The 15,680-nt window shown below is 59.3% G+C and carries 10 protein-coding genes; 5 read left to right on the top strand and 5 right to left on the bottom strand.

Annotated elements, in window-relative coordinates:
- Window positions 1-167: 167 nt before the first annotated feature.
- The 3 genes from BZL43_RS17270 to BZL43_RS17260 form a co-directional block, all read right to left on the bottom strand.
- The gene (locus BZL43_RS17270; protein ID WP_095633425.1) at window positions 168-1,535 is read right to left on the bottom strand and encodes a DUF3999 domain-containing protein; all 1,368 of its coding nucleotides are present in this window, start codon (window positions 1,533-1,535) and stop codon (window positions 168-170) included.
- A complete protein-coding gene (locus BZL43_RS17265) occupies window positions 1,532-5,119 on the bottom strand; it encodes a DUF2339 domain-containing protein (protein WP_095633424.1) in 3,588 nt (1,195 codons plus the stop codon). The genes BZL43_RS17270 and BZL43_RS17265 overlap by 4 nt, the downstream gene beginning before the upstream one ends.
- A 170-nt stretch (window positions 5,120-5,289) precedes the next feature.
- Complete coding sequence (locus BZL43_RS17260; RefSeq protein WP_095633423.1) at window positions 5,290-7,740, bottom strand: glycogen/starch/alpha-glucan phosphorylase; 2,451 nt, start codon at window positions 7,738-7,740, stop codon at window positions 5,290-5,292.
- Window positions 7,741-7,995: 255 nt separating this feature from the next.
- On the opposite strand from BZL43_RS17260, the gene BZL43_RS17255 reads away from it, so the two are divergent.
- Window positions 7,996-8,433: a YkgJ family cysteine cluster protein gene (locus tag BZL43_RS17255; protein WP_095633422.1), complete on the top strand. Its 438-nt coding sequence runs from the start codon at window positions 7,996-7,998 to the stop codon at window positions 8,431-8,433.
- A 209-nt stretch (window positions 8,434-8,642) separates the two neighbouring features.
- Here BZL43_RS17255 and typA read toward each other — a convergent pair whose 3' ends face one another.
- Together typA and thiI are read right to left on the bottom strand one after the other, a co-directional pair.
- Window positions 8,643-10,463 carry a translational GTPase TypA gene (typA, locus tag BZL43_RS17250; protein WP_007989225.1) on the bottom strand — a complete coding sequence of 607 codons (1,821 nt, stop codon included), beginning with the start codon at window positions 10,461-10,463 and terminating at the stop codon, window positions 8,643-8,645.
- A gap of 139 nt (window positions 10,464-10,602) precedes the next feature.
- Window positions 10,603-12,057: a tRNA uracil 4-sulfurtransferase ThiI gene (gene thiI, locus BZL43_RS17245; RefSeq protein WP_095633421.1), complete on the bottom strand. Its 1,455-nt coding sequence runs from the start codon at window positions 12,055-12,057 to the stop codon at window positions 10,603-10,605.
- 330 nt (window positions 12,058-12,387) lie between these two features.
- Here thiI and glnA point away from each other — a divergent pair, with 330 nt between their 5' ends.
- The 4 genes from glnA to BZL43_RS17220 all read left to right on the top strand — a co-directional run bounded on the left by glnA (window position 12,388) and on the right by BZL43_RS17220 (window position 15,539).
- Window positions 12,388-13,794: a glutamate--ammonia ligase gene (gene glnA, locus BZL43_RS17235; RefSeq protein ID WP_007907861.1), complete on the top strand. Its 1,407-nt coding sequence runs from the start codon at window positions 12,388-12,390 to the stop codon at window positions 13,792-13,794.
- A 179-nt stretch (window positions 13,795-13,973) separates the two neighbouring features.
- The gene (locus tag BZL43_RS17230; RefSeq protein WP_095633419.1) at window positions 13,974-14,396 is read left to right on the top strand and encodes a cupin domain-containing protein; all 423 of its coding nucleotides are present in this window, start codon (window positions 13,974-13,976) and stop codon (window positions 14,394-14,396) included.
- A gap of 25 nt (window positions 14,397-14,421) precedes the next feature.
- Complete coding sequence (locus tag BZL43_RS17225) at window positions 14,422-14,937, top strand: DUF4124 domain-containing protein (RefSeq protein WP_095633418.1); 516 nt, start codon at window positions 14,422-14,424, stop codon at window positions 14,935-14,937.
- Window positions 14,934-15,539: a DUF4124 domain-containing protein gene (locus BZL43_RS17220; protein ID WP_168185106.1), complete on the top strand. Its 606-nt coding sequence runs from the start codon at window positions 14,934-14,936 to the stop codon at window positions 15,537-15,539. Before BZL43_RS17225 ends, BZL43_RS17220 begins: the two co-directional genes overlap by 4 nt.
- The last annotated feature ends 141 nt before the right edge of the window (window positions 15,540-15,680 follow it).

Here is a 15,680-nt window from a genome sequence, read left to right as displayed (position 1 = left end):
TCATGTGCGGGGTTGAGCGTAGTTCGAAATGGGGCTGTGATTGGCGACAGGTTTCAATATTTTTGGTGGCCGGAAGGAACACCTTCGCGGGCAAGCCTCGCTCCTACAGGTAATCCACCAATCCTGTGGGAGCGAGGCTTGCCCGCGATCTGGCGCGAAACGCCAGCCTAGGATTTGACGGGTGGCTTGCGCAGCAAGCTGAACGCCATGGCTCCCAAAAACAGCACACTGAGCAACAGCACCGCCCACAATCCGAATTTCTTCCAGTTCGGGTCCGCCACCGCTGGCACAGTCGCCGCCGGAGTCACCACGACCCCACCCTCCACGGTCGCCTTGCCCAACGCCGCCAGCTTCGCCGCGTTGTAATCGGGAATCAGCGTCGACAATGGCAAGTTCGCCGCCTTCACCGTCGCATTCCCCAACGCCAGCGTATAAGGCCCGGCACCGCGTGCCAGGAACACCAGTTGCGTGGAGCGCACGGCAAACCGCACGATCGGTGCTTCGGCGCCCAGGCCACCGCCGCGCTCATCCACCGTCAGCTTCAATTGCTGCACGGTCTGGCCCGGCAACTGCAATTCGTTCTGCACCACGTCCTGGCCATTCTGGGTCAAGCGGTAGAGCAAACCGCTGGTCAGCGTTTGCCACGGCAGGCTGGTTTCCCGACGCCCCGACAACGTCACCGGTGCCAGGCTGTTAGGCTGATTCAGTTCGATCTGCAAGCGCTGGACGTTCAATCCCATCGGCAATTGCCAGATGTACTCACCGGCCTTCACCCGGGTGCCAGCCAACGGTTGTGACCAGACCAACGGCAGCGGCAAGGTGCGCGGGTTGGCGCTTTCCAGTTGCGCCGAAGTCAGCGCCGGCGCCGATTGCGGTGAACTCCACAGCAAACGCAAGTAGCGCGCCGGTTGTCCCGGCAGGCCGACCTCATGTTGTTCGACCCGTTCGTCGGCAAACGTCAGACGTGCCACCTGACCTTCACCCCAGGACTGCCAATGCTGCAAATCGTCGCTGGCTTCGATGCTGAAACGCTGGAAGCCGTCGCGATCGCTGGTCCAATCGAGGATCAATTGCTGTAAAGGCGCCTTGATTCGGCTGGCATCGAGTAACCAGCCGCGCAGCTCTTCTTCGCCTGCCTCCAACTGGCTGGACGGCTGCACTTCGATCAACGTGCCGTTGGTATTCGATTGCACGCGCACGCTTGGTGCGCGTTCGGTGGCATCCGCCGAGTTGTACAACGGGAACCACTTCACGTCGTGAAGCGTGCGGTTTTCGCGGGTCTGCGCGGGTTCTCGGGCCAGCGCATAAGCCTGAGGCTCACCGGCGGCGTTGAACACCCGTAGATCGCTGAGATCGGTGTGCCGCGCTTTCAGTTGCACGCCCAAGGGTAATTCCAGGCGATACCACGGGCCCTCACCGCTCACCGATAATGGCACCTGTGCGGCAAAGTCCGTCGGTTTTTCCTGGGCTCCGGCCGACAACGTCACGCCCAGTACAACAGCACCCCACCAGCCCAGGCTCAGCTTCTGATTCAAGACGACACTCCTTCGGTTTCAGGGCCCGGTTTTTCAACATCCGGCACAGCGTCGGCGCGCTTGGGCGGCAACGGAGCAAAATAGCCCACCACCAACAGCAACACGCCAACGCCGATAAACGACACGATCCGCGCGAGCCCGCCGCGGTTACTCAATTCAACGAAGAACAGCTTGGCGACCACCAGCGCAATCAGCGCCGCGCCGATCAGCCAGACTTCGCGGCGATGGCGCAGATGCCCACCGATCATCAGACTCAGGGCCATCAGGGTCCAGACGATGGACAAGCCGGCCTGCACCAGCATCGATTCGAGTAGCAAATCCAGCGCGTATGGCACGCCGCCCCAATGATGAGCCGCGCGCATCACCAGCGCGGTGAAGAAGACGAACAGCGAGACCCCGGCAATCACTTGGGTGGCGTTATCGGCGTATTCCTTGCGGATCGCCCGTTGCGTCACGGCATTGCGAGACCAGACGTAAACGCCGAACAGGGCGAACAACAAACCCAATTCCAGCGGGTTGATCAGCGGCACATAGGGCAGTGGCTCAGCGGTGCCGTCACTGGCAATGTTCGCCAACCAGAACCAGCCGAGCATCAACAGTACCAACGGCGCAGCGGCATAGAGCCGGTACTCGCGGGGATAAGCCGACACCGGCCATGGCCAGGCACGCGGTGCAGCCATCAGCACCAGATACAGGCTCGGCAGAATCGCCCAGCCCAACCAGCGCCAGGCGTTGTATTGCTGCGACAACAGCAGCAGACCGTAACGCAGCTCCAGGGCCAACACGCCGATCAACAACCAGCAGCCGAGCATATGGGCGGTGCTCTGGGCGCTTGCGGGCAGCGTCGGCGCCAGACGCCGCAGCGAGATGAAATGCACGACGAACACTGCGATCCAGACCAGCCAGCCGAAGTCGGCGGCCGGGTGATAACGCGAATGCCAGGCCGCGAGCAGCACCAGGCCAGCGGCCGGAATCAGCAAGGTGCAGAGCAAGCCCAGCGACGACCACTTCAGGCGCAGCGCCAATACCGTCCACAGCGCGACACTCACGGCGGCGACGGCCAGCAATAAAGTGGCTTGCAGATTCGACGGCGCAAAGCGCAGCACTTCGCTGAGCCACGCGAGCGCCCACCAACCCGCGCCCCACACCAGCAACACTTCGGACAAACGCTGCAGGCTCAACCCATCGAAGGCCGAAGCATGATTACCCAGCTGCAAACGCCAGGCTCCAATGAAGGCGGCCAGCCCCAGCACCAGCGGCGTCCAGAAGCCGCTGTGCGCCAACGGTCGCAACCCTTCGCTGAGCAGCGGCCCGAGCAGGTTCGGCCCGGCGAACAGGAACGCCGCGCCGCCGATCACCTGCAACAGCAAACCAAAAACAAAACTCACGCGCTGCTTCAGGTACAGGCTCAGCCAGATGATGAACAAACCACTGGCGGCCCACACGGCACTCGCGGTTTGCCACGGCAACACGAACAGCACCGCAAGGTTGATCAGTACCAGGCCGGCCAGCAACACCACTGACAAGCCGCGCAGCAAACGCACGTCACTGCGCACCATTTCGTCGCGGGCCGCCAGCAACATGCCGGCAATCAATGCCAGCCCGATCAGGGACGCGCTGAGCAAACCGCTCCAGCCGGCGCTGAACACCGCGGCCGAATCACCGTCCGACCCTTGCAGGCGCAACAGGAACAACGCACCGCCAAGCAGTTGCACTGCAAACGCGGTGAACAGGAACGTCCGCGATTGCAGGCGCAGACCGACGAACAGCGTCGCCAACCCGGCCAGTGCCCAACTGATCGCCGTGCCGTGGGTGAAGAAGAACAGCGGCGCCAACAGATAGAGGAACGTCAGCCCCAAACAGGCCAATACCGGCAATCCTTGGCGCTCCCACTGCGACGCCTGTTCGGGCAACGCTTTACGCAACTGGTAGAAGCTGAACAGCAGTGCCACACCGAGCATCAACGCCCCCAGCGGTGCGCCCTCGAGCAGGCTGTTTTCGCCGATCCGCAGTTCACTGAGAAAGGCCAGTGCCGAGCCCAGTTGCAGCAGCAAGGCAAAGGCTCGCGCCAACGGTCGCTGTTGACGCAGGCCGAGCCAGAAAATTCCCGCGCCTTCCACCGCCCAGGCGGCTGCGGTCCAACGCGCGTCGAGCCCCAACGGAATCGCCAGGCTGGCGAAGATCACACCGAGCGCCAGGCAGGTTTCCGCCAGCAACAATGCTCGACCGCCCATCAGCAACCGGGCCAGCCCCATGTAAATCATGCCCAGTGCCAAGGCGCTGAAAGCGGCGGCGAACTCCAGATGCTCCACCAGCGCGAACTGCAAACCGAAACCTACCAGCGGTGGCGCGAACAGCATCGTGCCGTCGACGTAATCGCCCTTGCGCGCCGACCAGTGCACCAGTGCCTCGCGGCTGTCATCCTGGGGCGCATCGCTCATTTCCAGCAGTTTGCGCCGGGCGAACAACAGGCCGATAACCAGGTACATCAGGAAAAACAGGATCAGGAACGGCTCGGTGCTCCACAGCAACTCAGGTGTATAGGAGCGCAAGCCCCAGGCCAACCCGATGCCGAAGGTGCCGACAAAACCGATCAGGTTAAGCAGCCGCCAGGCCTTGAACCAGGCGATGGCGAGGATGCCGGTGTTGAGCAAGGCGAAGTAGCTGAACAGCGCAACATGGTTGCCGGCGCCGGTGGACGTCAGGATTGGCGCGGCGAAACCGCCCAGGGCGGCAGCGGCAGCCAGGCCCAAGGCGTTTTGGGTAATGGCGAGAATCGCCGAGAACACCGTCACCACCACCAAAAGCCCCAGTGCAGCCGTGGGATCGAGCAACGGATGCAAACGCATCGCGGCAAATACGGTCAGGTACAACACCGCGATCCCGGTGCCTTGCAGCATCAACGCGTAATGGCTGTTGCGCAGGCGCAACCACCAGCCCAGCCCGAGCAAGCCCAAGGCCGCCGCCGCGACACCGGCGTAGCGCAACTCAACCGGCACCACCATGCCTTCGGTGGCGTAGCGCAACAGGAAGGCCAGGCCAAGGAACAACAGCACCACGCCGACCCGCAGCACGGTATTGCCGCCGAACAGCCAGTTGCGCGCACCGCTGATGGCCCGCTCGATGACGTTCGGGCCGCGCGGCGCCGCCGGTTGTTGTGGTTCGCGGGCGACTGGTTCGGGTTTCCAGGCATCGACGGGCGGCGGACGATCGGCTTCGGTGGCGGCCGCCGCGACGGGTTCAAATTCAGGCGGCAGCTCCCAGATCAGCTCCGGGGATTCGACAGGGGTTTGCTCAAGAATGATTTCAGAGGATGGAGCCGGTTCGCTAGTCGCAGGTTCACTGGCTTCAGGTAGTTTGACGCCCGGTACCTCCAGCAACGCCAATCGCTGCTCGAGCGCATTCAGCGCAACCTGCGCCTGATCGAGCAAGCGTCGCTGCTCGGCGCTTTGAGTGCTCAAGCGGCCGATGCGGATGGCCTGGCCAATACCCAACCCGAGCAAAGCGCCCAACAACGCATCGCTGAACGACTCATCGAGTAGCCAACCCAGCAGCAGCCCAATCAGCATGAACATCCATTGCATGGTCGATATCCCTAAGCGCATTGGCCAATCCAGAAAGATTAGCGTAGCCAGTTCCAAAAAGATCGCAGCCTTCGGCAGCTCCTACACGGGCGTGGTAGCACGCGATTGGTAGGAACTGCCGAAGGCTGCGATCTTTTCCGGCGCGTCAGTATATCGAGCTAATTGACGACTTACTCCAACGCTTTCCAGATATCCGTGGCGTACTCGCGAATGGTCCGGTCGGACGAGAACCAGCCCATCCGCGCGCTGCTCAATACCGCCGAGCGCCACCACTCTTTGGAGTCGTGCCAATGAGCCTCGACCCGCATCTGAGCGTTCCAGTAAGAATCGAAATCGGCACAGACCAGGAAGCGGTCATAGTCCACCAGCGAATCGATCAGCGTGGTGTAGCGGGACGGATCGTCCGGTGAGAACACCCCACCGCGAATCGCTTGCAACACATCGTTGAGTCGGTGGGAGGCGGTAATGTCCGGCGCCGCGTTGAACTCATGGTTAAGCTTGCGCGCTTCCACTTGCTCGGCGCTGAGACCGAAGATGAACATGTGTTCGACACCAATGCGCTCGCTCATTTCCACGTTGGCACCGTCCAGGGTGCCGATGGTCAGCGCGCCGTTGAGGCCGAATTTCATGTTGCTGGTGCCTGAGGCTTCGAAGCCTGCGGTGGAGATCTGCTCCGACAAATCCGCCGCCGGAATGATGCTTTCGGCCAGGCTGACGTTGTAGTTGGGCAAAAACACCACTTTAAGCAAACCACGCACGGTCGGGTCATTATTGACCACCCGGGCGATGTCGTTGGTCAGTTTGATGATCAATTTGGCCTGGTGATAACTGGCCGCTGCCTTGCCGGCGAAGATTTTCACCCGCGGCACCCAATCGATTTCCGGTTCGGCACGAATCGCCTGATACAGCGCAACGGTGTGCAGCAGGTTGAGCAACTGACGTTTGTATTCGTGGATCCGCTTGACCTGTACATCGAACATCGCCGCCGGGTTGACCGCGATTCCCAGCCGCTCATGAATCAGGTACGCCAGGGCTTTTTTGCTATGCATCCGCTGCTCGGCGAACTGTTTTCGGAATGCGGGTTTCTCGGCGAAGGGCTCCAGCCCTATCAGGCTTTCTTCGGGGTTATCCTGCATATCCGGGCCGAGGGCGTCGATCATCATCGAGGTCAATTCGGGGTTGGCCTGGAAGAGCCAGCGGCGGAAGGTAATGCCGTTGGTCTTGTTGTTGATCCGCTCCGGATAGAGTTTATGCAACTCGGAGAACACGGTGCTACGCATCAGTTGCGTGTGCAGGGCGGACACGCCGTTGACGCTGTGAGAACCAAGGAATGCCAGGTTGCCCATGCGCACGCGACGACCGTTGTCTTCTTCGATCAATGAGACCGCACGCAACACGTCGAAATCATGAATGCCCTTGGCCCTTAATGAGTCGATGTGCTGGGCGTTGATCAAATAAATGATCTGCATGTGCCGTGGCAGCATCCGCTCCATCAAACCGACCGGCCAGGTTTCCAGCGCTTCCGGCAACAACGTGTGGTTGGTGTACGACAGCGTATCGACGGTGACCTGCCACGCCGCATCCCACGCCACGTCATAGACGTCGACCAGCTGACGCATCAGTTCGGCCACGGCAATCGAGGGGTGCGTGTCATTGAGTTGAATGGCTGCGTGATCGCCCAGGGTCAGTACCGAAGTGTGCATGTTGCGATGGCGGCGCAATAAATCCTGCAAGGATGCGGCAACGAAGAAATACTCCTGACGCAGGCGCAGTTCCTGGCCGGCATCGGTGCTGTCCGCCGGGTAGAGCACGCGGGAGATACTTTCGGCCCGGGCCACTTCTGCTACCGCGCCCAGATGGTCGCCAGCGTTGAAGCGCTCCAGGTGCAAATCTTCCATGGCCCGGGCACGCCACAGTCGCAGGGTGTTGACACTCGCACCGTGCCAACCGACTACCGGGGTGTCATAAGCGATGGCCCGCACGGTTTCCGCCGGAGACCAGACTTGCCTGGATTTGCCGTTCTCATCGGTCACGGTTTCGACACTGCCGCCGAAGCCAATCGGGTAGGCGACCTCTGGCCGTTCAAACTCCCAGGGATTGCCGAAATCCAGCCAGTTTTCGGTCTGCTCCTGCTGCCAGCCATCGACGACGGCCTGGCGGAACAAGCCGTGTTCGTAACGAATGCCATAACCATGCCCGGCGATGCCCAAGGTCGACATGCTTTCCATGAAACACGCCGCCAGACGTCCGAGACCTCCGTTGCCCAATGCCGCATCGGGTTCCAGCAGACGGATGCGCTCGATGTCGACGCCCAGTTCGGTCATGGCTTCACGGGCCACATCAAGCAGGCCGAGGTTGCTCAGGCTGTCGTAGAGCAAGCGGCCGATCAGGAATTCGAGGGAGAGGTAATAGACCCGTTTCTGGCCTTTGCGGTAGATCTGCCGGGTGTGGTCCATCCAGTGCTCGACCATGTGATCGCGCGCCGCCAGGGCGATGGCTTCGAACCAGTCATGGTCGAAGGCGTGATCAGGGTCTTTGCCCACCGCGTAGGTAAGCTTGGTCAAGACGGCGTCGCGGAATGCGGCCACCTCTGCTTCGCGAACAAGTGGTTCTTGAGTCATCGATAAGACCTCGAGCGAGCGTGAAGTTGTCTGAGCCTAGTCGGTCTGACAGACCGTTGAGACTCTGGTTCGGCAGTTTTTCCTGTTTGTGCGAGATAGGTGACATTAATGTTGTCGGTGCCAGAAACGATGCAGGGGCCGTGCCGGACACAGGGGTTATTTTGCGCCAAACGAAAAAATCTGGCGAAAGGTTGTTCAAAAATCCACCAGTCCCGGTATGATCGCGCGCCCTGATGCACACGCTGGTAACAACCGATGATGAAGCCCAACCTGATCGCCGCCGCAGAGATCGATCGACTCGATACCTGGGCCAAGTACTCTGCCCCGATGTGCGGTTCTTGCGTGTCCAGCTGCTGCACCTTGCCGGTCGAGGTCAAGATCAAGGATCTGATCCGTATCGGCATCGTCGACGAATTCGAGCGGGGCGATCCGCCGAAGAACATTGCCAAGCGTTTGCAGAAGGAAGGGATCGTCGAACGCTATAACCAGAAGTCCGAGATCTTCACGCTGCAGCGCATGAGCAACAACGATTGCCTGTACCTGGATCGCAAGAGCCGTCTGTGCACCATTTATGACAAGCGCCCGGACACCTGCCGCAACCACCCGAAGATCGGACCGCGACCGGGGTATTGCGCGTACAAGCCGAAAGAAGTGGAGCGTGAGAACAATCCGCGGACGCTGGACAAGTTCTGATTCCGATCTTCGTTGTCTGACAGATGGCTTTCGCGGGCAAGCCTCGCTCCTACACAGGCCGCGTCGTTTCATGAGCGTCGGGAACGACCCGGACCTGTAGGAGCGAGGCTTGCCCGCGAAGAGGCCCGAATAAGCGCTACACAAACCCCAGACAAACAAAAACGCCCCCGGCCTTTCGACCGGGGGCGTTTTCGTTCAGCCGGGGCTAATTACGCCTTGGCTTTCTTGGCAGCGCGGGTACGCTCGCTTTCGTCCAGGATCTTCTTGCGAAGACGGATGGACTTAGGCGTCACTTCGCACAATTCATCGTCCTGGATGAATTCCAGAGCCTGTTCCAGGGTGAAGCGAACAGGTGGAACCAGAGCGATGGTTTCGTCTTTGCCCGAAGCACGCATGTTGTCGAGCTTCTTGCCCTTGGTAGGGTTAACGCCCAGGTCGTTGTCACGGCTGTTCAGACCAACGATCTGACCGTTGTAGATTTCCTGGCCATGTTCGACGAACAGCTTGCCACGCGCCTGCAGGGTTTCCAGGGAGTAGGTCAGTGCCTTGCCGGTTTCAACCGAAACCAGAACGCCGTTCTGACGGCCGGACATGTCGCCGGACTTCATCACGTCGTAACGGTCGAAGATCGAGGTCAGGATGCCAGCACCGTTGGTCAGGGTCAGGAACTGGTTACGGAAACCGATCAGACCGCGAGCAGGGATGTTGTATTCCAGACGTACACGGCCCTTGCCATCCGGCACCATGTTGGTCAGGTCGCCTTTACGCAGACCCATCTCTTCCATCACCTTGCCCTGGGATTCTTCCGGCAGGTCGATGGTGACGTTTTCGAACGGTTCGTGCTTCACGCCGTCAACCAGACGGATGATCACTTCCGGACGGCCTACAGCCATTTCGAAGCCTTCGCGACGCATGGTTTCGATCAGTACCGAGAGGTGCAGTTCGCCACGGCCGGAAACCTTGAACTTGTCAGCCGAGTCGCCTTCTTCAACGCGCAGTGCAACGTTGTACAGCAGCTCTTTGTCCAGACGTTCCTTGATGTTGCGGGAAGTCACGAACTTGCCTTCTTTACCGCAGAAAGGCGAGTCGTTTACCTGGAAGGTCATGGAAACGGTTGGCTCGTCGACAGTCAACGGCTTCATCGCTTCAACGGTGTCCGGGTGGCACAGGGTGTCGGAGATGAACAGCGAGTCCATACCGCTGATGCACACGATGTCGCCTGCAGCAGCTTCTTCAACGTCTACACGGTGCAGACCGTGGTGCCCCATCAGCTTCAGGATACGACCGTTACGCTTCTTGCCGTCGGCACCGATAGCGACAACCGGGGTGTTCGGCTTGACGCGACCACGAGCGATACGGCCAACGCCGATAACACCCAGGAAGCTGTTGTAGTCCAGTGCGGAGATTTGCATCTGGAACGGACCTTCACGGTCAACAGCCGGCGCCGGTACGTTGTCGACGATCGACTGGTACAGCGGGGTCATGTCTTCAGCCATTTCGGTGTGGTCCAGACCGGCAATACCGTTCAGGGCCGAGGCGTAGACGACTTTGAAGTCCAGCTGTTCTTCGGTGGCACCCAAGTTGTCGAACAGATCGAAGATCTGGTCCAGAACCCAGTCCGGACGCGCGCCTGGACGGTCAACCTTGTTGATGCACACGATTGGACGCAGGCCGGCTTCGAAAGCCTTCTTGGTCACGAAACGGGTTTGCGGCATAGGGCCGTCTTGAGCGTCAACCAGCAGCAGAACGGAGTCGACCATCGACATTACGCGTTCAACTTCGCCGCCGAAGTCGGCGTGGCCCGGGGTGTCCACGATGTTGATGTGGTAGCCGTTCCAGTTGATGGCGGTGTTTTTCGCCAGAATGGTAATACCGCGCTCTTTTTCCTGGTCGTTGGAGTCCATCACGCGCTCGTCGTTGAGCTCGTTGCGCTCCAGAGTGCCGGATTGACGCAGGAGTTTGTCTACCAGGGTGGTTTTACCATGGTCAACGTGAGCAATGATGGCGATGTTGCGTAGATTTTCGATCACTTGTGTATCTCGATCAGAGGATTCGGTGCGCTGACAAGTCTTGGCAGCGATTTACAGTAGAGTCAGGCCTTGCCGTTACAGCTTGACGGCGGCGTCGGGGGGCCGGTGACGCAAGCCACAGGCAAACAGCCCCGGGCACTTAGCTCGGTCGATAAACGCGCACATTGGCATGCCCCTCACTGAGCAAATGGTGGGCATGCAGGCGACTCATCACGCCTTTGTCGCAATAAAGCAGGTACTGGCGAGTAGGGTCCAGTTCCTTGAAACGAGCGTTCAGTGCATAAAACGGCATCGTTTGTACCTCGATGCCAGCGAGTTCCAGCGGGTCGTCCTCAGCGGCATCCGGGTGACGGATATCGATGATGATCTGACCGGCCAGCGCTTCGCTGACTTCTTCAATTTGCAAATCCTGGCCCAATTCATCGATCACCCGATCGATCGGCACCAGCTTGGCGTTTTCGAGCGCACGCTCGAGTACCGCCATATCGAATTCTTTCTCTTCATGCTCGACGCGATGACGCTTGGCTGCAGTCTTCGGATTGACCGAAATGACGCCGCAGTATTCCGGCATGTGCCGGGCGAAATCGGCGGTGCCAATCTCGTTGGCCAGGTCGATGATGTCCTGCTTGTGGCTGGCAATGAGCGGACGCAAGACCAGCTTGTCGGTCACGCAGTCGATCACGCTCAGGTTCGGCAATGTCTGGCTCGATACCTGGGAGATCGCCTCGCCGGTCACCAGCGCATCAATGTGCAGTCGATCGGCAATTTGGGACGAAGCGCGCAACATCATACGCTTCAATACTACGCCCATATGACTGTTATCGACTTTGCCGAGAATTTCTCCCAGCACTTCCTCGAACGGCACACTGACAAATAACACGCGTTGGGAGCTGCCGTACTTCTTCCAGATGAAATGCGCGACTTCCATGACGCCCAGTTCATGGGCGCGTCCGCCCAGATTGAAGAAGCAGAAATGGGCCATCAGGCCGCGGCGCATGATCTGGTAGGCAGCGACGGTGGAATCGAAACCACCGGACATCAGCACCAGCGTCTGCTCCAGCGCGCCCAGCGGATAACCGCCGATGCCATTGTGCTGGCTGTGGATCACAAACAACCGTTGGTCGCGAACTTCGATGCGGACTTCGATTTGAGGCTTTTTCAGGTCGATTCCGGCGGCACCGCACTGACGGCGCAACTGGCTGCCGACATATTTCTCGATATCGATCGAGCTGAACGGGTGCTTGCCGGCACGCTTGCAACGCACCGAGAAAATTTTCCCGGCTAGCGCATCGCCGTAGTGCTGCTTGCACTTTTCAACGATGTCGTCGAAATCCCCTAGCGGGTACTCGTCGATTTGCAAGAAATGCGCGATGCCCGGCATGCAGCTCAGGCGCTCGCCCATCTCCTTCAAGGCCTTGGGGTCGCTGACGCGGGTTTCCAGCTCGAGGTTGTCCCACACACCGTTCACCACCACGGCCGGGTCCAGGTCGCGGAGCACGGTACGGATGTTTTTGGCCAACTGGCGGATGAAACGCATCCGGACCGGGCGGCTCTTGATGGTGATCTCGGGGAAGACTTTTACGATTAATTTCATGGAAACAGCGCGCGCAGGGCCTGCCGAAAAAGGGGGGCGCGGATTATAGCGGAAATTGCTCAAGGTTTAACCAGTTAATGTGCAGAAGGTTTTGATCGCACCAAAACAGGTCATTTATGGATTTCGACGCTACATTACAGGGCGAGATTTGCCGCTTTTTGAGGCCTTGCATCTTTATAAGCGTGATATTGGGGCAAAAAACCCATGGTGGGGCACTGGCATGCAATTTGCTCCCTTGTGAGGCAGGTTGCCTTGGCAGAGTATTCGCGCCGGCATCACCCACATTCTAAGGGCATCCACTACCAAGCCCGAAGCCACCCGGAGGACACTATGTCGAAGTCGGTTCAACTCATCAAAGATCATGACGTCAAGTGGATTGATCTGCGCTTCACGGACACAAAAGGCACTCAGCATCACGTGACCATGCCGGCTCGCGATGGGCTGGATGAAGCTTTCTTCGAAGAAGGCAAAATGTTCGACGGTTCCTCCATCGCTGGCTGGAAAGGCATCGAAGCTTCCGACATGATCCTGATGCCGGACGACAGCACTGCCGTTCTCGACCCGTTCACCGAAGAGCCGACCCTGATCCTGGTTTGCGACGTGATCGAGCCTTCGACCATGCAAGGCTACGACCGTGACCCACGTGCGATCGCCAAGCGTGCCGAGGAATACCTGAAGTCGACCGGTATCGGTGACACTGTATTCGTGGGTCCGGAGCCTGAATTCTTCATCTTCGACGAAGTGAAGTTCAAGTCCGACATCTCAGGCTCGATGTTCAAAATCTTCTCCGAACAAGGTTCGTGGATGTCCGACCAGGACGTGGAAGGCGGCAACAAAGGCCACCGTCCAGGCGTCAAAGGTGGCTACTTCCCTGTTCCGCCGTTCGACCACGACCACGAAATCCGTACCTCCATGTGCAACGCCATGGAAGAAATGGGCCTGGTCATCGAAGTTCACCACCACGAAGTGGCGACTGCCGGTCAGAACGAAATCGGCGTGAAGTTCAACACCCTGGTGGCCAAGGCTGACGAAGTTCAGACCCTGAAGTACTGCGTACACAACGTGGCTGACGCATACGGCCGCACCGCGACCTTCATGCCTAAGCCTCTGTACGGCGACAACGGTTCGGGTATGCACGTTCACCTGTCCATCGCCAAAGATGGCAAGAATACCTTCGCTGGCGAAGGCTATGCCGGCCTGTCCGATACCGCTCTGTACTTCATCGGCGGCATCATCAAGCACGGTAAGGCTCTGAACGGCTTCACCAACCCGTCGACCAACTCCTACAAGCGTCTGGTCCCAGGTTTCGAAGCACCAGTGATGCTGGCCTACTCGGCTCGCAACCGTTCGGCTTCGATCCGTATTCCTTACGTGTCCAGCCCTCGCGCTCGCCGTATCGAAGCTCGCTTCCCGGATCCGGCAGCTAACCCATACCTGGGCTTCGCTGCACTGTTGATGGCTGGCCTGGACGGCATCCAGAACAAGATCCACCCAGGCGACGCCGCTGACAAAAACCTGTACGACCTGCCGCCTGAAGAGGCGAAAGAGATCCCACAAGTTTGCGGCAGCCTGAAAGAAGCCCTGGAAGAGCTGGACAAAGGTCGTGCGTTCCTGACCAAAGGCGGCGTTTTCAGCGACGACTTCATCGACGCTTACATCGCCCTGAAAAGCGAAGAAGAAATCAAGGTTCGTACCTTCGTACACCCACTGGAATATGAGCTGTACTACAGCTGCTGATCCGGTAGCGCCGCGCTACGCGGCGCGACAAAAAGAGGCCTCCTTCGGGAGGTCTTTTTTTATGGGCAACTTCCGACAATGAAATTGGACATTTCCTCCGACACACACAGCATCGTCCGGCATCAACCCGTTTGAATGGCTCGTAGCCTGTCCACTACCTGCAATCAACGGATGGAATGATGACTACTTTCACGCTCAAGACGCTACTGACCGCTCTCGGTGCCCTCGCCCTTTCAGGCTGCACCACAACACCCCCATCGACAGAAATCGAACGGGAAATCCTGCTTCAAAGCAGCCAGTCGTGGGATAGCACACCTTACATTCGCTACCCGGATACCGCACCTGAGCTGACAGTGCTCAAACTCACGATCCCTGCCAATAGCAAACTTCCCTGGCACACCCATCCGATTCCCAACGCGGCTTATATCCTCTCGGGCGAGCTAACAGTCGAAGACCGGAACAGCGGCCAGACCCGGCGTATCAAACAGGGCGAAGCGCTGGCTGAAATGGTCAATATCACTCATCGTGGAGTTACCGGCGATGCACCGGTAAAACTTATTGTGTTCTATGCTGGGAGCGAGGGTATTCCATTGGCGGAGTAGTCTCTGCCCGACACGGGGAATCCGAATGCGGCCACTGTTATTACTTCTACTATTGTCCTGCATTGCTCCCGTGATGGCCCAAATCTACAAATACATCGATGCCAACGGCAACACCGCCTACAGCGATCAGCCGCCGGAAAGCGTAAAGGCTGAGCCCGTGGAGTTGCCGCCACTCAACAGCGTCGAGCTGCCGCCACCGAACGAGCCTGTAGCGCCTGCGCAACCCGGCAGCCGCGAACCACCCGACAGCGCCTATCCGGTGCTGGAGCTGACCGGCCTGCCGACCGAAGAAGCCTTGCGCGCCAACAACGGCACGTTCACTGTCGGTGTATTGATCCAGCCACGCCTGCAAGACCCTCATCGATTGAGGCTGTTACTGGATGATCAACCCTACGGCCAACCGAGCAACGTCCCGATTCTGCAACTGGTGAATATCGACCGTGGCGAACACCGCCTTGCGGTTCAGGTGATCGATGGGCAAAACGTCGTGCAGCAGAGCCCCACCGTGACCTTTACCGTACAACGGGTGCACAAGCCTTGAGGGGCTGGCTGTTGGTCGCCTGCCTGATCAGCCTGTCGGCAATGGCCGAGGTTTTCACCTACATCGACGCTCAGGGCAATCGGGTCTTCACCGATCAGCCGGGCAACCGTAATGCCAAGCGCGTACCACTGGCGACCAGCAATCGGATGTCGGCCAACCCGAGCGGCGCCGCGCCAGTGACGGCCACGCCAGCCAAGCCACTGTTTCATTACGACATGCTTCGCGTGCTGGTGCCGGAGCCGGATGCCACGATCCGTAGCACGGCAGGTGAATTGATTGTCAGCGTTACCAGCGAACCCGGCCTGCAATCGGGTCATCACTATCGTCTGCTGCTGGATGGCCAGCCCACCGCCGAGCCGGGCCCGAGCCCGGTGTTCGCCCTGAGCAACATCGACCGCGGCAGCCACAACCTGTCGGTGGAAATCCTCGACGAACAGGGCCGCACCCTCGAACGCACGGCCAATCAACCGTTCCACATGCTGCGCATTTCCCTCGCGCAGAGACGTCAGGCCAAACCCTGCGTCCTTACTGACTACGGCCAACGGCCGGAATGCCCTCTCAAAGACAAACCCGAAGAAGAAAAAAGCTTCTTTTGGCGCTGATGCCTGCCATGTAAGGCGCATAACCTGTGGGAGCGTGGCTTTCCCGCGAAGAACGATGACGCGTAATAACTGAAAAACCGCGATGCATTCTTCGCGGGCAAGCCACGCTCCCCCAGGATTCTCGTCGCTCAAAGTTGTTCG

The sequence above is a fragment of the Pseudomonas sp. PICF141 genome (genome assembly GCF_002286815.1).
In the GTDB taxonomy this organism is placed as follows: Bacteria; Pseudomonadota; Gammaproteobacteria; order Pseudomonadales; family Pseudomonadaceae; genus Aquipseudomonas.
This window is presented reverse-complemented; position numbering and strand designations above follow the sequence as displayed.